Raw genomic sequence first — 20,726 nt, 5'->3', positions numbered from 1 at the left:
CAGCGGGAGCAAGCTCCCTCGCCACAATGATCTTGATGGCTTTTTGATTACTTTGTGAGTGCGTTCGTCCGCGGAATCAGTACAATCGCCGGCTTTGCTCCCCCGAGAACAAACACAGTATGGCGGGGGCTGTTGCGAGAAATCCCATGCTCATTGGTAGTTATTCCCTTACGCTGGTTTTCATATCGCTGTGCGTGGCGATACTGGCCTCTTATACCGCGCTTGACCTCACCGGACGCATCGCCACGGCCAAGGGCCGAGCGGTGCATTTATGGACGGCGGGCGGCGCTTTTGCGATGGGCATCGGCGTGTGGTCGATGCATTTCATCGGCATGCTTGCGTTCACATTGCCGATCGACCTGGGCTACGACACCACCCTCACGGCACTGTCGCTGTTGATCGCGGTGCTGTCTTGCGGCTTTGCCCTTTGGCTGGTCAGTCAGCCACGGCTGCCGGCCTGGCAACTGGCGTTCGGCGCGCTGGTCATGGGCGCGGGTATCAGCGCCATGCATTACACCGGCATGGCCGCCATGCGCATGCAGCCGGGCATCGATTACGACCCGACTCTGTTTGGCGCGTCGCTGCTGATTGCCGTCGGCGCGTCGGGCGCGGCGTTATGGATCGCTTTCCGCCTGCGCCAGCACACGCCGCATGTTCGCCTGTTTCGTGCAGGTGCTGCAGTCATCATGGGCATTGCCATCGTCGGCATGCACTACACCGGCATGGCCGCGGCGCGCTTTGCCGACGGCAGTTTCTGTGGTGCGGCGGTCAGCGGCTTGAACGGCAAGGGGCTGGACAGCCTGGTGCTGATCACCACCTTGGCGATATTGAGCATCGCCTTGCTGACGTCGATCCTCGATGCCCGCCTGGAGGCTCGCACCGCGGACCTCGCCCACTCGCTGACCGTGGCCAACCGTGAACTCACTCAACTGGCCTTGCACGACACCCTGACCGGTTTGCCCAACCGCATGTTGCTGGCCGACCGTATCGATCAGGCCATATCGAAAGTGCAGGAGCAGGGCAGCTGTTTTGCGTTGATGTTCATTGATCTGGACGGCTTCAAACCGGTCAACGATGCGTTCGGCCATCACATGGGCGACCAGCTGTTGCGTGAAGTTGCACTGCGCCTGCGCGAAGACCTGCGTAGCCAGGACACCCTGGCGCGGATCGGCGGCGACGAGTTCGTGTTGCTGGTGCGCCTGAACGAGCCGAACGATGCGCTGAGCCTGGCGGAGCGTCAGGTCGGGTTGATTGCGCGCTCGTTCCGGGTCGCCGAACATGACTTGCAGATTTCCGCCAGTGTCGGCATCGCGCTCTATCCGGGCAACGGTCAGACGGCCGATGAGTTGCTGATGAACGCCGATGCCGCGATGTACCACGCCAAAGGCGCCGGGAAAAACGGTCATCGCTTCTTCGACGCCTCGATGAACAGCAACGCGCGCAAACAGCTGCAATTGCTCCAGGACTTGCGCAGTGCCGTCGATCAGCAACAGTTCAAACTTTATTACCAGCCCAAATTCGACGCCGGTCATGGCCGGCCAGTGGGCGCCGAGGCGTTGCTGCGCTGGGAGCATCCGACCCTGGGCCTGCTGCAGCCGGACACGTTTATTGACCTTGCGGAGAAGACCGGGCTGATCATTCCGATTGGCGAGTGGGTGCTCAACGAGGCCTGCCGGCAGATGCGCGAGTGGTACGTGCTCGGTTACACCGATTGGCGTATCGCGGTGAACCTCTCGGCCTTGCAATTCTGCCACGCGGGGCTGGTGCAGAGCGTTGCCAAGGCCCTGGCCACCCATCATCTGCCGGCCAACAGCCTGACCCTGGAAATCACCGAAACCACCGCCATGAGCGACGCCGATGCGAGCATGACGGTGTTGCAGGAGCTGTCGGAAATGGGCGTCGATCTGTCCATCGATGACTTCGGTACCGGCTATTCGAGCTTGATGTACCTCAAGCGCCTGCCGGCCAATGAACTGAAGATCGACCGGGGTTTCGTCCGCGATCTGGAGCACGACAGCGACGACGCGGCCATTGTCTCGGCCATCGTCGCCCTCGGCCAGGCGCTGGGCCTGCGGATCGTCGCCGAAGGGGTGGAAACCGGCGTCCAGCAAGACTTCCTGACCCAGCTGGGCTGTGACTCGTTGCAGGGCTACCTGCTCGGGCATCCGCTGCCGGCCGATCGCTTCATGGTCGACATTCACCGAGCGGAGCAATCGGCAACGGGCTGATTGATCCCTGTGGTGAGGAGAGCTTGCCTGTGGTGAGGGGGCTTGCCCCCGTTGGACCGCGAAGCGGTCCCTCTTCGATTTTTCATGTTCACCGAGTTGCCTGAATTTACGACTGCTTCGCAGCCGAACGGGGGCAAGCCCCCTCACCACAGCAAGCTCCCTCGCCACAGGTTTGTCATCACAGGGTTGATGCAGGTCCATGCAAAACCGCGCAATGGCGGTTATTCTTGGCCCCGACTGCTTACGCTAGGAACGGGGGAAAGCCAGCATGGACAAAGTCATCGTCATCACCGGCGGCAGCCGTGGAATCGGCGCCGCCACGGCCCTGTTGGCCGCCGAACAAGGTTATCGGATCTGCATCAATTATCAGTCCGACGAACAGGCGGCGCTCAGTGTGCTGGAGCAAGTCCGCGCACGCGGTGCCCAAGCCATCGCCGTGCGTGCCGACGTCAGCATCGAAGACGAAGTGATCGCTCTGTTTCATCGGGTGGACACCGAACTGGGTCGGGTCACCGCGCTGGTGAACAACGCCGGCACCGTCGGGCAAAAGTCGCGGATCGACGAAATGTCGGAATTCCGCATTCTGAAAATCCTCAAGACCAACGTCCTGGCGCCGATCCTCTGCGCCAAACACGCGATTTTGCGCATGTCGCCCAAACACGGCGGGCAGGGCGGCAGCATCGTCAACGTCTCCTCGGTCGCCTCGCGTTTGGGTTCACCCAACGAGTACGTGGATTACGCCGCGTCCAAGGGGGCGCTGGACACCTTCACCATCGGCCTGTCCAAGGAAGTGGCGGGCGAGGGGATTCGCGTCAATGCGGTGCGTCCGGGTTACATCTACACCGATTTCCATGCATTGAGCGGCGATCCGGACCGGGTCAGCAAACTTGAGTCGGCGATTCCGATGGCACGCGGTGGGCGGCCGGATGAAGTGGCGGAGGCGATTGTGTGGTTGTTGTCGGATAAGGCGTCGTATGCGACCGGGACTTTCGTCGATCTTGGTGGTGGGCGGTAAAGATCAGAAGCAAGATCAAAAGATCGCAGCCTTCGGCAGCTCCCACGCGCCTGTGGGCGCCGCGATCTTTTGCTGTTAAAAGGACCTGACAATCCGCCCCAACGTCTCCATCGCCTTCTCCGAATCCTCGGTCCACGGGCTGCCATAATTCAACCGAATACAATTCCTGAACCGCTGGGTCGGTGAAAAAATCGGCCCCGGTGCAATGCTGATCCCCTGCGCCAATGCCATCTGAAACAACTTCAACGAATCCATCTGCGGTGGCAGTTCCAGCCACAGGAAGTAACCGCCGGCCGGTTGGCTGACGCGGGTCTGGGCCGGGAAGTAGCGGGCGATGGCGGCGAGCATGGCACTTTGCTGTTCTTCCAGGGCGTAACGCAGTTTGCGCAGGTGCCGGTCGTAGCCGCCGTGTTGCAGGTAATCGGCGATGGCGGCCTGGGCGGGCATTGAAGCGCACAGCGAGGTCATGAGTTTCAGCCGTTCGATTTTCTGCGCATAGCGCCCGGCGGCGACCCAGCCGATGCGGTAGCCGGGGGCCAGGCTCTTGGCGAACGAACCGCAATGCATCACCAGCCCTTCGGTGTCGAACGCCTTGGCCGGTTTTGGCGCCTGTTGGCCGTAATAGAGCTCGGCGTAGACGTCATCCTCGATCAGCGGCACCTGATGGCTGCGCAACAACTCCACCAGTTCCTGTTTCTTCGCCTCGGGCATGGTCGCGCCCATGGGGTTCTGGAAACTGGTCATGCACCAACAGGCCTTGATCGGGTGCCGTTCCAGGGTCTGGGCGAGTACGCCGAGGTCGATGCCGTCTCGCGGGTGGACGGGGATTTCCACGGCTTTGAGCTTCAGCCGTTCCAGCACTTGCAGGCTGGCGTAAAACGCCGGGGCTTCGATGGCCACCAGATCGCCAGGCTCGGTGACGGCTTGCAGGCACAGGTTCAGCGCTTCCAGCGCACCGTTGGTGATCAGCAGTTCCTCCATCGGCAGCATCAGCCCGCCGACCATGTAGCGCAGGGCGATTTGCCGACGCAGTTGCGGGTTGCCCGGCGACATGTCGGTGACCACCATGCGCGGGTCCATCTCCCGGGAAGCACTGGCCAGCGAGCGGGACAAGCGCTGCAGCGGGAATAGCGTGGGGCTGGGGAAGGCCGAGCCGAAGGGCACGGTGGTGGGGTCCTTGATCGAGTCCAGCACTGAGAACACCAGTTCGCTGACGTCGACTTCGGTGGACTCGTTGACCTGGCTGCTGATCACCGGCTCCGAGAACGGGCTTGGTGCATGCGCATTGACGAAGTAGCCGGAACGCGGTCGCGCGCGGATCAGGCCGCGACGTTCGAGCAGGTAATAGGCCTGGAACACCGTGGACGGGCTGACGCCGTAGGTCTGGCTGGCGTAGCGCACCGACGGCACCCGATGGCCGGGGCCAAGAACGCCGGAGCGGATCAGTTCAGCGATGTCGTCGGCGAATTTTTCGTAGCGTTTCATCGAGTGCCCGATTTGGAGTTATTCATGTAGTGCGCTGTTGTGGCGAGGGAGCTTGCTCCCGCTCGGCTGCGTAGCAGTCGTAGATTTTCAGGGGCGCTTCGCACCCCAGCGGGAGCAAGCTCCCTCGCCACAGGGGACCGCATCCGACAAAGGATTGCATCTTAAAGGCTCAGCGGTTCATCGGTGCAACAAAGCGGCTCTTGGCCACGCTATAGATGTCCGGCTCATCGCTGTCGACAATCTTGAAGCTGATTGTCTGCGAGCTGCTGCTCGGCCGTTCCGTGGTCATCGCCACCGACACCGGTACATCGACTATTTCACCGGGGGCCAGGCTCAGTTCGGTCTTGCCTTGCAACTGGAAGCCGTCGTCGTCGACCAGTGTCAGACGGTACTCCTGACGTTGCTGGGTCTTGTTGATGACCTTCAGGCTGTAGATGTTTTCGATCTGACCTTCACTGTTCTCGCGGAACAGGCCACGGTCCTTGCTCACGTCCAGCGACACCATCGGCCGCTCCACCAAGGCCAGGGCGAAGGCGCCGATCATCACCAGCAGCACCGCGGTGTAACCGATCAGGCGCGGGCGCAGCAGGTGGGTCTTGCCACCCTGCAATTGATGCTCCGAGGTGTAGCTGATCAGCCCTCGGGCGTAGCCCATTTTGTCCATGATCGAATCGCAGGCGTCGATGCACGCGGCGCAACCGATGCATTCCATCTGCAAGCCATCGCGGATGTCGATGCCGGTCGGGCAAACCTGGACGCACACCTGACAGTCGATGCAATCGCCCAGTCCGACCTCGGCGGGTTTCACTTCACGTTTGCGCGGGCCACGGTTTTCGCCGCGAGCCACGTCGTAGGAAATGGTCAGGGTGTCCTTGTCGAACATCACGCTCTGGAACCGTGCGTATGGACACATGTGCATGCACACGGCTTCACGTAGCCAGCCGGCGTTGATGTAAGTGGCTCCGGTGAAAAACAGCACCCAGAACAGGCTGACACCGCCGATTTGCAAAGTCAGCAGCTCTTCGGCCAGGGGCCGGATCGGTGTGAAGTAGCCGACAAAGGTCAGGCCGGTGAGCAGGCTGATCGCCAGCCACAAGGTGTGTTTGGCCGAGCGACGGAGCAGTTTGTTCAGGCCCCAGGGCGCGGCTTGCAGCTTGATCCGCTGGTTGCGCTCGCCTTCGGTGATCTTCTCGCACCACATGAAGATCCAGGTCCAGGAGCTCTGCGGGCAGGTGTAACCGCACCAGACCCGGCCTGCGAACACGGTGATCGCAAACAAACCGAAGGCGGCGATGATCAGCAGCGCCGACAGCAGGATGAAGTCCTGCGGCCAGAAGGTCGCGCCGAAGATGTGGAATTTGCTTTCGGACAGATCCCAGAGCACCGCCTGGCGGCCGCCCCAGTTCAGCCACACCGTGCCGAAGAACAGTAGAAACAGAAACCCCGCGCCGCTCATGCGCAGGGTGCGGAACAGGCCGGTGAAGCTGCGGGTGTGGATCAGGTTGTCGCTGGACTTGGCCTTCATCTTTGGGCGCGAAGGCTCAATGTTTTTTATAAATGAGGCAGGTTCAACGGTTCGGACGGGGATTCTATCGCTCATGGTCTTTCGCTCATCAGCCTCCATCAGGCCTGAGCACTATGACCAGCGATCTGTTTGCATAACAGACTCAGCTAACGCAATAAAAAGCGGATCAGATGGGCTGCCCACACCCGCCTGCGACAACTTGATGCACCCGCAAGGGCGGGCTGCAAGTACCTAGGTCAGGCGCTGGTGGGGTGTGTTGATGCCGGTCAGTCAAATCACCGAATCACTGTTCGTGGCCTTCAAATGCCGGCGACCGTCCACGGCGCCTGCTACGGTCAATGCGTCGGCTTCTGCTTCGGTGATGTAGAAGCGCTGGCCGTCGAGTTCCATTGCCGACATGGATTTTTCCTCGTCAGTGATTATGGTGATATCAGGGCAAAGGCGAATTTCTTCGCCGTTTTCGGTGATGAAGAAGCAGGTCTGGTTGTCGATGCGCACGGTCATGGAGGAGGCCTTTTTGCGGATTCGTTAAGTGTTAGGGCGCATTTGCCGGTGATTGTTCTGTGCAACCGATAGATGGCGTGAGTCGTGCTTAAGTTGGTTGACCCGTGCCCGGGGGATTGATTCCTCGAAGGACCTGGCAAATCCCTCTGAACTTTGCCGGCGCCTGTGGCTCGGAACTTATGTGTGTTCATACCCTTGAGTTCATCTCGGGGCAGATCGCTTCGTGTGAGTGATGACCAGGCACAAGAGCGTCCTTGGGGCGTAAGGAGAGATGCTCGATGACCGCTGAAAAACCCACAGAACTGAGCTACAACCCGCATATACCGCTGTCCCAGGCGTTGCTGCTGCCGCGTATCGTGATCGAAAACACCATGCCGACCCTCGACGGCGGGCAATTTGCCGTTAAAGCCGTGGTCGATCAGGACGTGGTGGTGACCAGCAAAGTGTTTGCCGACGGTCATGACAAACTGGCCGTGCGCATCCGTTGGCGTGCCGAAGGCGACGACACCTGGCAGAGCGAGGTGATGGCCGAGTTGGGCAATAACGGCTGGCAGGGCCAGTTCCGTGTCAAGAAGCAGGGCCGCTATGCGTTCTGTATCGAAGCCTGGATCGATCAGTACGCCAGTTTTTGTTATGAGCTGAAAAAGAAGCACGGGGCCTGCATGTCGGTCAGCCTGGAATTGCAGGAAGGGCGCCTGCACGTCAAGCAGGCAGCGGAACGCAGTGAAGGCCTCCTCAGCGAGCAGCTGGCGGCGTTGCACCATGAGTTGTCCGGTCTGCTCGAAACCGAGCAGGTTGCCTTGTTTCTGCACCAACGCAGCGCGGACTTGATGGCCCAGGCCGATCATCGTCCCTTCGTGAGTCTGAGTCCTGAATTTCCGGTGGACGTGGAGCGGGAGTTGGCGCAGTTCGCCAGTTGGTATGAATTGTTCCCACGCTCGATCACGGATGATCCGGCCCGTCATGGCACCTTTAATGACGTGCATACGCGGCTGGCGATGATTCAGGACATGGGCTTCGACGTGCTGTACTTCACGCCGATCCACCCGATCGGCCGCAGCTATCGAAAAGGCCCGAACAACTCGTTGACCGCCGGCCCCGACGACCCGGGCAGTCCTTACGCCATCGGCAGCGAAGAAGGCGGGCATGAGGCGATTCACTCGGAACTGGGCAGCCGCGAAGACTTTCGCCGGCTCGTCGCGGCGGCCGCCGAACATGGGCTGGAAGTGGCCCTCGACTTTGCGATTCAGTGTTCCCAGGATCACCCTTGGCTCAAAGAGCATCCGGGCTGGTTCAACTGGCGCCCGGATGGCACGATCAAATACGCCGAGAACCCGCCGAAGAAATATCAGGACATCGTCAACGTCGATTTCTATGCCGTGGATGCGATTCCCAGCCTGTGGGTTGAATTGCGCGACATCGTGGTGGGCTGGGTCGAAGAGGGCGTGAAGCTGTTTCGCGTTGATAACCCCCACACCAAACCGTTGCCGTTCTGGCAGTGGTTGATCGCCGATGTGCGGGCGCTGTACCCCGAGGTGATTTTTCTGGCGGAAGCCTTTACCACGCCGGCGATGATGGCGCGCCTGGGCAAGGTCGGTTACTCCCAGAGCTACACCTATTTCACCTGGCGCAACACCAAGACCGAACTGGCGACTTATTTCACCGAACTCAACGAGTCGCCATGGCGTGAATGCTACCGGCCGAATTTTTTCGTCAATACGCCGGACATCAACCCGGCATTCCTGCATGACTCCGGGCGCCCCGGTTTTCTGATTCGCGCGGCGCTTGCGACCATGGGTTCCGGGTTATGGGGCATGTATTCGGGCTTCGAGCTGTGTGAAGCGGCGCCGGTGCCGGGCAAGGAGGAGTACCTCAATTCCGAGAAGTACGAGATCCGCCCGCGGGACTTCAACGCGCCGGGCAACATCATTGCCGAAATCGCCCAGCTCAACCGCATCCGCCGGCAGAACCCGGCGCTGCACACGCATCTGGGCCTGAAGGTCTACAACGCCTGGAACGACAACATTCTGTATTTCGGCAAGCGCAGTGAGGATGGCAGCAATTTCATTCTGGTGGCCGTCAGCCTCGATCCGAATAACGCCCAGGAAGCGAATTTTGAATTGCCGCTGTGGGAAATGGGCCTGCCCGACGATGCCAGCACCCAAGGCGAAGACTTGATGAACGGTCACCGCTGGACCTGGCACGGCAAGTACCAGTTCATGCGGATCGAACCGTGGCATCTGCCGTTCGGGATTTGGCGGATTACCGCTTCTTGACTGTGGCGAGGGGGCTTTTGTGGCGAGGGAGCTTGCTCCCGCTGGGTCGCGCAGCGGCCCCAGACAATATGTCAGTCACACCTCATTTGCAGGTTTTACGACTGCTTCGCAGCCGAGCGGGAGCAAGCTCCCTCGCCACAGGTCCGGCGGTTTTATTCGAATTAAACAGGAGTTTCAAATGGCGAAGAAACCCAGGTCAGCCACCTTCATCAAAGACCCGCTCTGGTACAAGGATGCGGTGATATACCAGGTTCACGTTAAGTCTTTTTTCGACTCCAACAATGACGGGATCGGCGACTTTCCCGGCCTTATCGCCAAGCTCGATTACATTGCCGATCTGGGCGTCAACACCATCTGGCTGTTGCCGTTCTACCCCTCGCCACGACGCGACGATGGCTACGACATCGCCGAGTACCGTGGCGTGCACCCCGACTACGGCACCCTGGCCGATGCCAAGCGTTTCATTGCCGAGGCCCACGAACGCGGCCTGCGGGTGATCACTGAACTGGTCATCAACCATACCTCGGACCAGCACCCGTGGTTCCAGCGCGCGCGCAAGGCCAAGCCCGGCTCGGCGGCCCGCGACTTCTATGTCTGGTCCGATAACGATCAGAAATACGACGGCACCCGCATCATCTTTCTCGACACCGAAAAGTCCAACTGGACCTGGGACCCGGTGGCCGGTCAGTACTTCTGGCACCGCTTCTATTCCCACCAGCCGGACCTGAATTTCGACAACCCGCAAGTGATGAAAGCGGTGCTGTCGGTGATGCGCTACTGGCTCGACATGGGCATCGACGGCCTGCGGCTGGACGCGATCCCGTACCTGATCGAGCGCGACGGCACCAACAACGAAAACCTCCCCGAGACCCACGACGTCCTCAAGCAGATCCGCGCCGAGATCGACGCCAATTACCCCGATCGCATGCTGCTGGCAGAGGCCAATCAGTGGCCGGAAGACACTCAGCTGTATTTTGGTAACACCGACGCCAAAGGCCAGAACGGCGACGAATGCCACATGGCGTTTCACTTCCCGCTGATGCCGCGCATGTACATGGCGCTGGCCCAGGAAGATCGTTTCCCGATTACCGACATTCTGCGCCAGACTCCGGAAATCCCTGCCAACTGCCAGTGGGCGATTTTCCTGCGCAACCACGATGAGTTGACCCTGGAAATGGTCACCGACAAGGAGCGCGATTACCTGTGGAACTACTACGCGGCCGACCGTCGGGCGCGGATCAACCTGGGGATTCGTCGGCGTCTGGCGCCGTTGATGGAGCGTGATCGTCGTCGCGTGGAGCTGCTCAACAGTCTGTTGCTGTCGATGCCCGGCACGCCGACCCTGTATTACGGCGATGAAATCGGCATGGGTGACAACATCTACCTCGGCGACCGCGACGGTGTGCGCACGCCGATGCAATGGTCAATCGACCGTAACGGCGGCTTCTCCCGCGCCGACCCGGCCAGTCTGGTGTTGCCGCCGATCATGGACCCGCAGTATGGCTATCTGTCGGTCAACGTCGAAACCCAGGCCGGCGACCCTCATTCATTGTTGAACTGGACCCGGCGCATGCTCGCGATACGCAAGCAGTCCAAGGCCTTCGGTCGCGGCACGCTGAAGATGCTGTCGCCGAGCAATCGCCGGATCCTGGCTTACACCCGTGAATTCACCGGCGCGGACGGCAAGCACGAGATCATTCTGTGCGTGGCCAACGTGTCCCGCAGCGCGCAAGCGGCGGAGCTGGATTTGTCGGCGTATGTCGGCATGGTTCCGGTGGAGATGCTCGGCGGCAACGCGTTCCCGCCCATCGGTCAGTTGAATTTCCTGCTGACGCTGGCGCCTTACGGCTTCTATTGGTTCGGCCTGGCAGCGGAGAACCAGATGCCGAGCTGGCACGTGGAGCCGGCGCAAAGCCTGCCGGACTTCACCACGCTGGTGCTGAAGCAGCGCATGGAAGAGCTGCTCGAAGCGCCGTCTCGGCAGTCACTGGAGCAGGGCATTTTGCCGAGCTGGTTGCAGAATCGCCGCTGGTTCGCCGGCAAGGACGGCACCATCGACAGCGTCAACCTCGCTTACGGCGTGCGCTTCGGCGACCCGCAGCATCCGGTGCTGTTGAGTGAAATCGACGTCACCAGCGCTGGCCAGACCAGCCGCTATCAATTGCCATTCGGCTTTATTTCCGAGGAACAGGTCGGCGCCGCGTTGCCGCAGCAATTGGCGCTGGCCAGGGTCCGTCGCGGTCGCCAGGTCGGCCTGATCACCGACGCCTTCAGCCTCGACAGCTTTGTTCATGCAGTGTTGCAGGGCATGCAGGCCAGTACGGTGTTGCCCTCGGACGGTGGCGAGATCCGTTTCGAGCCTACTGATGAATTGGCCAAACTGGGGCTGAGTGCCGAGTCGCAGGTGCGTTACCTGTCTGCCGAGCAATCCAACAGTTCGGTGGTGATCGGCGCCAGCCTGGTGCTGAAGCTAATCCGCAAGGTCGCGTCAGGGGTGCACCCGGAACTGGAAATGAGCGCGTACCTGACCCATGCCGGTTTCAAAAATATTTCGCCGCTGTTGGGAGCGGTGATTCGTCGCGATGCGGCGGGCGAGGACACGCTGTTGATGATCGCCCAAGGTTACTTGAGCAATCAGGGCGACGCGTGGGAATGGACCCAGAACAACCTCGAACGGGCGCTTCGCGACGAACTCGCCGATGCCGTGTCCGAGCAGGAGCAGCACTACAACGCCCTCGGCGAGCTGAAGGATTTTGCCGGCATGCTCGGCCAGCGCCTGGGGGAGATGCATCAGGTACTGGCGACCCCGAGCGCCAACCCGGACTTTGCCCCACACATCATGAGTCAGAAAGATGCCCTGGCCTCGGCCAAGGACGTGGCGGCGCAGCTGGAGCATGCACTGAAGCTGCTCAAGCAACATCAAACCGAACTGAGCGCGGCGGACCAGACATTGGTCAGCCGCTTGCTGGACAACAAGAAAGCCATCCTCGGACATATCCAGGAGCTGGGCAAAAAGGCCGCTGGCGGCTTGCGTATCCGCGTCCATGGTGACTTGCACCTGGGGCAAGTGCTGGTGATCAAGGGTGATGCTTATCTGATCGATTTTGAGGGTGAACCCGCGCGGCCGCTGCATGAGCGCCGTGGCAAACACAGCCCCTATAAAGACGTCAGCGGCGTGTTGCGCTCCTTCGATTATGCCGCGGCGATGGCGATCAACGTGCACAACGTCGATAACACGGCGGATGCTCAGGCAGCGCGTCAAAGGGTTGCCGAGCGTTATTTAAGAGAGGCGCGACAATCATTTGTCGACGCTTATCGGCTGGCGGCAGCTAGTCTTGCTCATGCATGGCAAGATCCTGAAGGCGAGGATGCTGCGCTGGCGTTGTTCGGTCTGGAGAAGGCGGCTTACGAAGTGGCCTATGAGGCTGAAAACCGCCCCACTTGGCTACCGGTGCCGTTGCACGGCTTATATGGATTATTGAGTGGGCTTAAACCCTTTTCCGATCTTGGTGGAGAGTAGTCATGAGTTTCTCGAACAAGGAACAGGGGCACATTAAAGAGGCGCTGCTGCCCAAGGCGCGGGATATCGACGCATTGGTACGCGCCGAACATCAGGATCCCTTCGCAATTCTCGGCCCGCACAGCGATGGCGCTGGCGGGCAATTCATTCGGGCCTATCTGCCGGACGCCTTGAGCGTGCAGGTGGTGGACAAGGCCTCCGGTGAAGAACTCGGCAGCCTTGAGGCGACCCAGACGCCGGGGTTGTTCGTCGGGCACTTCGAGCGGGCACAGCCTTATCTGCTGCGAACCCGTTGGGCCGGCGGTGAGCAACTCGCCGAAGACCCTTACAGCTTTGGCCCGTTACTCGGCGAGATGGACTTGTACCTGTTCGCCGAGGGCAATCACCGGGATCTGAGCAGTTGCCTCGGCGCGCAACTGAAGACAGTCGATGGCGTGGAGGGTGTGCGCTTCGCCGTGTGGGCGCCGAACGCCAGAAGGGTCTCGGTGGTCGGCGATTTTAACGTCTGGGACGGTCGTCGGCATCCGATGCGCCTGCGCCATCCCACTGGGGTCTGGGAGTTGTTCATCCCGCGCCTGCAAGCGGGGGAGGCCTACAAATACGAAATCCTCGGCGCCCACGGCATTCTGCCGCTCAAGGCCGACCCGATGGCTCTGGCCACCGCGCTGCCGCCGGATACCGCATCAAAAATCGCCTCGCCGCTGAAAGTCGACTGGCAGGACCAGGACTGGATGCTGTCCCGCAGCGAGCGTCAGCGAACCAGTGCACCGCTGTCGATCTATGAGTTGCATGCCGGTTCCTGGCAATGCGAGCTGGATGACCTGGGCGAAGTCGCCCGTCAGTACACCTGGCCTGAACTGGCCGAGCGGCTGATTCCGTACGTCAAAGAGCTGGGTTTCACCCACATCGAACTGATGCCGATCATGGAACATCCATTCGGTGGCTCCTGGGGTTATCAATTGTTGTCGCAGTTTGCCCCGAGCGCCCGTTACGGCTCGCCGGATGAGTTCGCCGCTTTCGTCAACGCGTGTCACCAGGCCGAAATCGGCGTGATCCTTGATTGGGTGCCGGCGCATTTCCCGACCGATGTCCATGGCCTGGCGCAGTTCGACGGCACCGCGCTGTACGAATACGGCAACCCGATGGAGGGCTTTCACCAGGACTGGGACACGCTGATCTACAACCTGGGCCGCACCGAGGTGCACGGCTACATGCTGGCGTCGGCGCTGCACTGGCTCAAGCATTTCCATGTCGATGGACTGCGGGTCGACGCAGTGGCGTCGATGCTGTATCGCGATTACTCGCGCAAGGCTGGCGAGTGGGTGCCCAACCGTCACGGCGGTCGGGAGAATTTGGAGGCCATCGATTTCCTGCGTCATCTCAACGACGTAGTGGCTCTGGAAGCACCGGGCGCACTGGTGATTGCCGAAGAGTCCACGGCGTGGCCGGGTGTCAGCCAGAGCACACAACAGGGCGGGCTGGGTTTTGCCTATAAGTGGAACATGGGCTGGATGCACGATTCGCTGCATTACATTCAGCAGGATCCGGTGTACCGCGCCCATCATCACAACGAACTGAGTTTCGGCCTGGTGTATGCCTGGTCCGAGCGTTTCATCCTGCCGATTTCCCACGACGAAGTGGTACACGGCAAGCATTCGCTGATCGACAAAATGCCCGGCGACCGTTGGCAGAAGTTTGCCAACCTGCGGGCTTACCTGAGTTTCATGTGGACCCATCCGGGCAAGAAACTGTTGTTCATGGGCTGCGAGTTCGGCCAGTGGCGGGAGTGGAATCACGATCAGCAGCTGGACTGGTACTTGCTGCAATATCCGGAACACCAGGGTGTGCGCAAGCTGGTCGGCGACTTGAATCGGTTGTATCGCGAAGAGCCTGCCCTGCACGATCAGGACGATGTACCGCAGGGCTTCCAGTGGTTGATCGGCGACGACGCGATCAACAGCGTTTATGCCTGGCTACGCTGGAGCAAGGAGGGCAGGCCGGTATTGGTGGTGGCCAACTTCACCCCGGTGCCGCGTCAGTCCTACCGCGTCGGCGTGCCGTTTGCCGGGCGCTGGGTCGAGTTGATCAACAGCGACGCCGACACCTATGCCGGGTCCAATTACGGTAACGGTGGCGGGGTGTTCACCGAGGAGGAACCGAGCCATGGGCAGGCACTTTCCCTGGTGTTGAATTTGCCGCCGTTGGCGGTGTTGATTCTGCGACCGGAGGGTTGATCGAAAAGATCGCCGGCTTCGCCGGCTCCTACAGGATCGGGTCGCCCCAGGTGGGCGGGACAACGTTGAACCGTAGGAGCTGCCGAAGGCTGCGATCTTTTGATTTTTTTACCAACGCATCCGCACCCCAAGGCTGCCAATCAACCCGTTCAAATCATTTTCAACCACATTGCTGCTGTAGTCGGCGCTGACATACAGGCTGACCGAAGGCGTCACTCTGGCCACCAACCCCAGACCCACGTCTACTGTCGATGAATTGCGACTGCTGCTGATTTTGTCGACCTGATCCAGGCTCACTGTGTTGCCCGTGTACACCGTGTGCCACAAATTGGTCCGCACATAGGGTTCGACCGGCAGGCCGTTGATATCGTAATTGCCTTTCAAGCGTGCACCGACCCGACCGCTCCAGGAGGTCAGGTCGCTGGACGAGGCGTTGCCTGACCCGGCATATGGCGTATCCAGCGTGATGCGTTGATTGATCAACTGCGCCTGGGGTTCAACCACCCAGTTGTCGCCCAGGCCAATCGGGAAACCACCTTCCACCGACACTGTCATCGCGCTGCCTTCGGTGGTTTGTCGCACGCCCTGGTCGTTGCGGCTAAAACCGCTGACCCGGCCGCCGCTGGCCGTCAAGTCGACGTGCCAGCCTTGCGCCCCGGTCAGGCTCCAGTAGGCACCCAGGCTTTGGCCTTGAAGGTTGAGCGTGTCATGGCTGGGGTCGGCGAGGGCGCGGCTGGTCAGCAGGCCGTTGTCGTTGCCCTGGAATTGAGCGGTGCCGCCGATCAGTCCGACCCGCTGGATACTACCGCTGTTGCTTTGCACGGTCAGGAGTGCCGGGCCTTTGAATTCGCTGGCTCCGGGGATCGTGCCCTGGGTCAGATAATCGGTTTGTGCCTGCCGCGACGTCGGGCCATAGGCGTGATCCCAGGCCAAGGGCGCGGCGTCTTCGATCGTCAGGCGTGAGCTGGGTAAGTCTGAGTTGACGCGTAAGCGGTCGGGATACGTGGCCAAGCCGAAGGGCAAGGTAATTGTCGGCAGTTGCTGGCTGTACCAGGGCGTTGTTTCGTCCTCGGCAGACGACGCTCGCACCTCCATGGATGAGCACAGCAGGAGTGAACCGGAGACAACGCAAAAAGTGAATTTTATCTCTTGTGGGGTGAATGAAGTTCTCATGGAGGTCTACCTTGCAATCGCATGCGTATCTCGCTGTGGCGTCTCTCCTACCCCGAATGAGGGGCGACCGAATGGATTGAGGCAAGGTCCGACCCGCCCGTTTTACGGGTGTCTGGAGGCTTGCCCCTGATGGATTTCCGGGGGTAGTAAGGACTAGCTAAGAAGACCGATGACGCTGCGTCAAGAAAATGGCCGATAAGTGGTACGGCTATTTCAGACTCTGTAAGTGACTGATTATTGGCGCCGATCTAAGTTGTTGTTTGTACGAAAAATCATCCTGAAAGGTGCAGTCCAGACGTATTGGGTAGTGGGCTATCGGTTGCGTGACGGATGAACAGTGCAAAATCCATGAGCAAGTCCGTGACGTGATTACTGTCATTTTTTCTGCTTCAGGCTGCAGTTCTTGGCGCCTGTCGTTTGACGGTGTTACAGGCGTACCTCCACTGCCAGCGGCAAATGGTCCGACAGGTGCGTCCAGGGTTTGTAGCCGAGTATGCGCGGCTCATGACTGCTGGCATTGCGCAGGTAGATGCGGTCCAGGCGCAGCAGGGGAAACCGTGCCGGGTACGTTTTCGCCGGGCGGCCGTGGTGGCGTTCGAATGCTTCATGCAGGTAGTCGCGTCGGGCGAGGGTGGCATTGCCTTGCAACTGCCAGTCGTTGAAGTCGCCGGCAATGATGACCGGGGCGTCCTCTGGCAACGATTCGAGTAACAGGCAGAGCAACTGCAGCTGGAGTTGTCGATGGCTTTCCAACAGGCTCAGGTGCACGCAAATGGCATGCACTTCGGCATGGCCCGGCACATCCAGCACACAGTGCAGCAAGCCGCGCCGCTCGGGGCCGGTGATCGAGACGTCGAGGTTGCGAAATTCGCGGATCGGGTATTTCGACAGCAGGGCATTGCCGTGATGGCCGTCGGGATAGACCGCGTTGCGACCGTAAGCGAAATCGCTCCACATGCTGTCGGCCAGGAATTCGTACTGCGAGGTCGGTGGCCAGTCGTTGTAACGGGAAGAATGCCGGTCATGCTCACCGACCACTTCCTGCAGAAACACCAGGTCCGCCGACGTACTGCGTACCGCTTCGCGCAGTTCCGGGAGAATGAAACGTCGGTTGAGGGCGGTGAAACCCTTGTGAGTATTGACCGTCAGTACTCTGAGTCGGCGAATCGCCGGGGGCGTGTTCGATGGCACTGATTCGACGGCTTGGCGTTCGGCATCGTGGGTCACGTTCACTCCTCTGAATCAGGGCTGCTGTATGTATGCGACTGATGCGTGGGCGAGCAGTTCAAACACATTCACCACACCCGTAGCAGCTGTCGAGCACCGCGAGGCAGCGTTCGGTGTGGGCCGCATTCGGACGTAGCCGTCGTGAATCCGGCTGACGCGGTTTGCCTGATGCACCGTAAGTTCCGGTTTTACGACGGCTACGCCGCCGAACGCAGCCTCGCAGGCTCGGCAGCTGCTACGAGCGAGTCCGATCAGACAAACACAATTTCATACGGCAACCGCATGCGTTCCAGAATCACTCGTGGCAGCAGCGGGGCGATGCCGATCGCCGGTTCGCCGTCGAGCTGGCTGGCGTAGGCATAGGTGGCGTGGCTTTTGCGCGCGACAGTCCAGGTGTCGAGGCGTAGCTTGCGCGCGCGATGCCAGGGGATCAGCCCGTGCTCGCGCATCGGCCAGTGCCAGGCCCAGACCGGTATTTCGTTGAGCGTCGCCCCGACCAGGGCGGCAGCCCTGGCGCTGGCCCGGCCGACAGCGTCGTGGTCGACGATGCCGTCTTCGCGCCAGGTGGTGAACACCACATCGCCGGGGCGCAGGTAGCGGACGATGAATTGGGTCAATTCAGACTCTCGCTCGGCCAGAGCGTTGTCGGTGAAGCCGCCGCGAATCCACTTCAGGCTGTGCATCGGCAAGCCGAGTCGACGCAAGGCTTCGACACTTTCCTGGGGGCGGAACACGCTCAGGCGCTTTTCCGACCACTGACGCGACCCCGGATGGCTGGCGCTGCCGTCGGTGATCGAGATCAGTTGCAGAGGATGACCAAGGGAGCACAACAGTTGCAGCAGGCCACCGCAAGTCACCACTTCATCGCCGGGATGCGGGGCGATCACCACCGCGCGAGCTCCAGCAGGGACCAGTGTTTCGGTGTTGATGACGGGGATGTTGTCCAGTTGTGGGGCGCTGTTCCAGATCTGCGCAGGCAAGCTGTTTTCGCTGATGGAAACCGGTCTCATAGGCGCTACGTCCTTGTTCTGTCTGGCCCTCAGTCGTGCGCAATGCTTGCGGGAGCAAGCCTGGCAGACCCGTGAAGGCGGGTAGATAGCAATGTGCGGCGCTCCGAACCCTGGATTGCCGCGGTCAGAGTATTGCCCATGAAACGCTATTCGTCGCCTCAGCCTTTGGTCTGATGCGGTTTTTTTAACCCAGGCTGTGTCAGGCTTCGCAAAAAGTCACCGAAACCGTCCCTTGGTAGCAGCTGCCGAGCCTGCGAGGCTGCTACAGATATTATGGTGATCACTCTCACTCTTCTTCCTCATGCTGCAGTTCAAACAACAGCAGCGAACGGCCAGTAACCGAATATTGGCGACCAAATTCAAAGCGTTCCTGGCCCCGAATCGACGGTTGATTGGTATCGATCATGCAAGTCCAGAAACCACCGTCAGGCACTTCCGGCAGCAGGAAGTTGACGATGTCATGGTGCGCGTTGACCACCAGCAGCAGGGTCGCGTCGGCACCCTTGCGGCGAATGCCGGTTTCCTGGGCGCGGCCATCGAGCAGTATGCCCATGCAGCGACCGTGGCCTTCTTCCCATTGCTCATTGGACATTTCGCTGCCGTCCGGGGCCAGCCAGGTCACGTCCTTGACGCCGATGTCCTCGTTGTAATTACCCACCAGGAAGCGCCCGCGCCGCAGGATCGGATAGGCCAGGCGCAACTTGATCAGGCGTTTGACGAACTTGAGCAGCGCCTTGCCGTCTTCGCTCATGTCCCAATTGACCCAACCGATCTCGCTGTCCTGGCAATAAGCATTGTTGTTGCCTTTCTGGGTGCGGGCGAACTCGTCGCCGGCCACCAGCATCGGCGTACCCTGGGACAGCAGCAGCGTGGCGAAGAAGTTGCGCATCTGCCGCAGGCGCAGGGCATTGATCTCGGGATCGTCGGTGGGGCCTTCGACGCCGTGGTTCCACGACAGGTTGTTGTTGCTGCCGTCCTGATTGTTCTCGTCGTTGGCCTCGTTGTGCTTGTCGTTGTACGACACCAGATCGTTGAGGGTGAAGCCGTCATGGGCGGTGACGAAGTTCAGCGAAGCATACGGTCGACGGCCGCGCTGGTTGAACATCTCTCCGGAGGCGGTCATGCGGCTGGCGAAGTCGGCGAGCTGGCCGTCGTCACCTTTCCAGAACGCGCGCACGGTGTCGCGGAATTTGTCGTTCCATTCGACCCAGCCCGGCGGGAAGTTCCCGACCTGATAACCGCCGGGGCCACAGTCCCAGGATTCGGAAATCAATTTCACCTGACGCAGCACCGGGTCCTGGCGACAGGCGACGAGGAAGCTGTGCCGTTCGTCGAAGCCGTCATGGTAGCGGCCGAGGATGGTTGCCAGGTCGAAACGGAAACCGTCCACGTGCATTTCCGTGGCCCAGTAACGCAGCGAGTCAGTGACCATTTGCAGCACGCACGGGTGGCTCAGGTCCAGGGTGTTGCCGGTGCCGGAATCGTTGATGTAGTAGCGTTTGTCGTCGGGCCTCAAGCGGTAGTAAGAGGCGTTGTCGATGCCGCGCATGGACAGGGTCGGGCCTTGTTCGTTGCCCTCGGCGGTGTGGTTGTAGACCACGTCGAGGATCACTTCCAGATTGGCCTCGTGCAGGTGCGCGACCATCTCCTTGAACTCGGCGATCTTGCCGCTGGCCAGGTAGCGCGGGTCCGGGGCAAAGAACGCAATGCTGTTGTAACCCCAATAATTGGTCATGCCTTTGTGCAGCAGATGCTGGTCGTTGACGAAGGCATGGATCGGTAGCAACTCCACAGTCGATACGCCGAGCTTGCGGATGTGTTCCAGCACGTCATCGACCATCAACCCGGCGAAGGTGCCGCGCAGGTTCTCGGGAACGGCGGGGTGAAGCATGCTGAAACCGCGTACGTGAGTCTCATAAATGATCGTCTTGTCCCATGGCACGCTGACCCGATGGTCATGGCCCCAGGTGTGGGCCGGGTCGATCACTTTGCACTTGGGCACGAAAGGCGCGCTGTCCCGCTCATCGAAACTGAGGTCGGCGTCGGGGTGGCCGATGGTGAAGCCGAACAACGCTTCGGACCATTTCAATTGGCCGACCAACTGTTTGGCATAGGGGTCGATCAGCAGTTTGTTCGGGTTGAAGCGATGACCGTTGGCCGGGTCGTACGGCCCGTACACGCGATAGCCGTAGATCAGACCCGGATGGGCGTCGGGCAAGTAACCGTGGTAGGTCTCATCGGTGTATTCCGGCAGCTCGATGCGCTCAAGTTCCACCTCACCGGCATCGTCGAAGATGCACAGTTCGACCTTGGTCGCGTTAGCCGAAAACAGCGCGAAATTGACCCCCAGGCCATCCCAGGTCGCGCCTGGCGGGAAGGGCAAGCCTTCACGGATTCGCGAGGCCTCGTGAGGTTCGGGCGCGGTTTTCTTTGGACTGGTCATAGCTGCTCCTGCAACGGTATTTTTCGAGGGCGAATGCGCTCTCGGTGGCGAGCGGGCTCGCCACGAAGTCAATCAGGACAAGACAG

Annotated in this window: 12 protein-coding genes; 5 read left to right on the top strand and 7 right to left on the bottom strand. The window is 60.5% G+C overall.

Features of this window, described 5'->3' with window-relative positions; translation table 11 throughout:
• The first annotated feature begins 146 nt into the window (after window positions 1-146).
• Both PGR6_RS15500 and PGR6_RS15495 read left to right on the top strand, forming a co-directional pair.
• Window positions 147-2,228, top strand: coding sequence for a putative bifunctional diguanylate cyclase/phosphodiesterase (locus PGR6_RS15500; RefSeq protein WP_064618175.1), 2,082 nt, complete (start codon window positions 147-149; stop codon window positions 2,226-2,228).
• Between the two features lie 268 nt (window positions 2,229-2,496).
• Complete coding sequence (locus PGR6_RS15495; protein WP_018926135.1) at window positions 2,497-3,243, top strand: SDR family oxidoreductase; 747 nt, start codon at window positions 2,497-2,499, stop codon at window positions 3,241-3,243.
• Between the two features lie 75 nt (window positions 3,244-3,318).
• Here PGR6_RS15495 and mapR read toward each other — a convergent pair whose 3' ends face one another.
• The 3 genes from mapR to PGR6_RS15480 form a co-directional block, all read right to left on the bottom strand.
• Window positions 3,319-4,728 (bottom strand): GntR family transcriptional regulator MpaR, encoded by a 1,410-nt coding sequence (gene mapR / locus PGR6_RS15490; protein ID WP_018926134.1) that lies wholly within the window; start codon window positions 4,726-4,728, stop codon window positions 3,319-3,321.
• A 169-nt stretch (window positions 4,729-4,897) separates the two neighbouring features.
• On the bottom strand, window positions 4,898-6,328 hold the full coding sequence (gene ccoG / locus PGR6_RS15485; RefSeq protein ID WP_064618173.1) for a cytochrome c oxidase accessory protein CcoG: 1,431 nt from the start codon (window positions 6,326-6,328) through the stop codon (window positions 4,898-4,900).
• A 195-nt stretch (window positions 6,329-6,523) separates the two neighbouring features.
• The gene (locus PGR6_RS15480; RefSeq protein WP_064618171.1) at window positions 6,524-6,757 is read right to left on the bottom strand and encodes a DUF3203 family protein; all 234 of its coding nucleotides are present in this window, start codon (window positions 6,755-6,757) and stop codon (window positions 6,524-6,526) included.
• A gap of 278 nt (window positions 6,758-7,035) precedes the next feature.
• Here PGR6_RS15480 and PGR6_RS15475 point away from each other — a divergent pair, with 278 nt between their 5' ends.
• From PGR6_RS15475 to glgB, 3 genes are all read left to right on the top strand, one after another.
• Entirely contained in the window at window positions 7,036-9,033 is a 1,998-nt protein-coding gene (locus PGR6_RS15475; protein ID WP_064618169.1) for an alpha-1,4-glucan--maltose-1-phosphate maltosyltransferase, read from the top strand.
• 178 nt (window positions 9,034-9,211) lie between these two features.
• Window positions 9,212-12,553 (top strand): maltose alpha-D-glucosyltransferase, encoded by a 3,342-nt coding sequence (treS, locus tag PGR6_RS15470; protein ID WP_064618167.1) that lies wholly within the window; start codon window positions 9,212-9,214, stop codon window positions 12,551-12,553.
• Window positions 12,554-12,555: 2 nt separating this feature from the next.
• Window positions 12,556-14,787 carry a 1,4-alpha-glucan branching protein GlgB gene (gene glgB / locus PGR6_RS15465; RefSeq protein ID WP_064618165.1) on the top strand — a complete coding sequence of 744 codons (2,232 nt, stop codon included), beginning with the start codon at window positions 12,556-12,558 and terminating at the stop codon, window positions 14,785-14,787.
• 108 nt (window positions 14,788-14,895) lie between these two features.
• On the opposite strand, the gene PGR6_RS15460 is transcribed toward glgB, so the two are convergent.
• The 4 genes from PGR6_RS15460 to glgX form a co-directional block, all read right to left on the bottom strand.
• Window positions 14,896-15,960 (bottom strand): autotransporter domain-containing protein, encoded by a 1,065-nt coding sequence (locus tag PGR6_RS15460; protein ID WP_064618163.1) that lies wholly within the window; start codon window positions 15,958-15,960, stop codon window positions 14,896-14,898.
• A 426-nt stretch (window positions 15,961-16,386) separates the two neighbouring features.
• On the bottom strand, window positions 16,387-17,187 hold the full coding sequence (locus tag PGR6_RS15455; protein ID WP_018926127.1) for an endonuclease/exonuclease/phosphatase family protein: 801 nt from the start codon (window positions 17,185-17,187) through the stop codon (window positions 16,387-16,389).
• A 251-nt stretch (window positions 17,188-17,438) separates the two neighbouring features.
• Window positions 17,439-18,197: a PIG-L deacetylase family protein gene (locus tag PGR6_RS15450; protein ID WP_018926126.1), complete on the bottom strand. Its 759-nt coding sequence runs from the start codon at window positions 18,195-18,197 to the stop codon at window positions 17,439-17,441.
• A gap of 286 nt (window positions 18,198-18,483) precedes the next feature.
• On the bottom strand, window positions 18,484-20,640 hold the full coding sequence (gene glgX, locus PGR6_RS15445; protein ID WP_064618161.1) for a glycogen debranching protein GlgX: 2,157 nt from the start codon (window positions 20,638-20,640) through the stop codon (window positions 18,484-18,486).
• Window positions 20,641-20,726: the final 86 nt, after the last annotated feature.

It is taken from the genome of Pseudomonas sp. GR 6-02, assembly GCF_001655615.1.
Lineage (GTDB): Bacteria > Pseudomonadota > Gammaproteobacteria > Pseudomonadales > Pseudomonadaceae > Aquipseudomonas.
The sequence above is the reverse complement of the archived record's forward strand: the minus strand, read 5'-3'. Positions and strand labels throughout refer to the sequence as shown.

Bases quoted from the DNA above. Each gene is read 5' to 3' on its own strand.
- PGR6_RS15500 (WP_064618175.1), top strand. From the start codon at position 147: ATGCTCATTGGTAGTTATTCCCTTACGCTGGTTTTCATATCGCTGTGC.
- PGR6_RS15495 (WP_018926135.1), top strand. From the start codon at position 2,497: ATGGACAAAGTCATCGTCATCACCGGCGGCAGCCGTGGAATCGGCGCC.
- mapR (WP_018926134.1), bottom strand. From the start codon at position 4,728: ATGAAACGCTACGAAAAATTCGCCGACGACATCGCTGAACTGATCCGC.
- ccoG (WP_064618173.1), bottom strand. From the start codon at position 6,328: ATGAGCGATAGAATCCCCGTCCGAACCGTTGAACCTGCCTCATTTATA.
- PGR6_RS15480 (WP_064618171.1), bottom strand. From the start codon at position 6,757: ATGACCGTGCGCATCGACAACCAGACCTGCTTCTTCATCACCGAAAAC.
- PGR6_RS15475 (WP_064618169.1), top strand. From the start codon at position 7,036: ATGACCGCTGAAAAACCCACAGAACTGAGCTACAACCCGCATATACCG.
- treS (WP_064618167.1), top strand. From the start codon at position 9,212: ATGGCGAAGAAACCCAGGTCAGCCACCTTCATCAAAGACCCGCTCTGG.
- glgB (WP_064618165.1), top strand. From the start codon at position 12,556: ATGAGTTTCTCGAACAAGGAACAGGGGCACATTAAAGAGGCGCTGCTG.
- PGR6_RS15460 (WP_064618163.1), bottom strand. From the start codon at position 15,960: ATGAGAACTTCATTCACCCCACAAGAGATAAAATTCACTTTTTGCGTT.
- PGR6_RS15450 (WP_018926126.1), bottom strand. From the start codon at position 18,197: ATGAGACCGGTTTCCATCAGCGAAAACAGCTTGCCTGCGCAGATCTGG.
- glgX (WP_064618161.1), bottom strand. From the start codon at position 20,640: ATGACCAGTCCAAAGAAAACCGCGCCCGAACCTCACGAGGCCTCGCGA.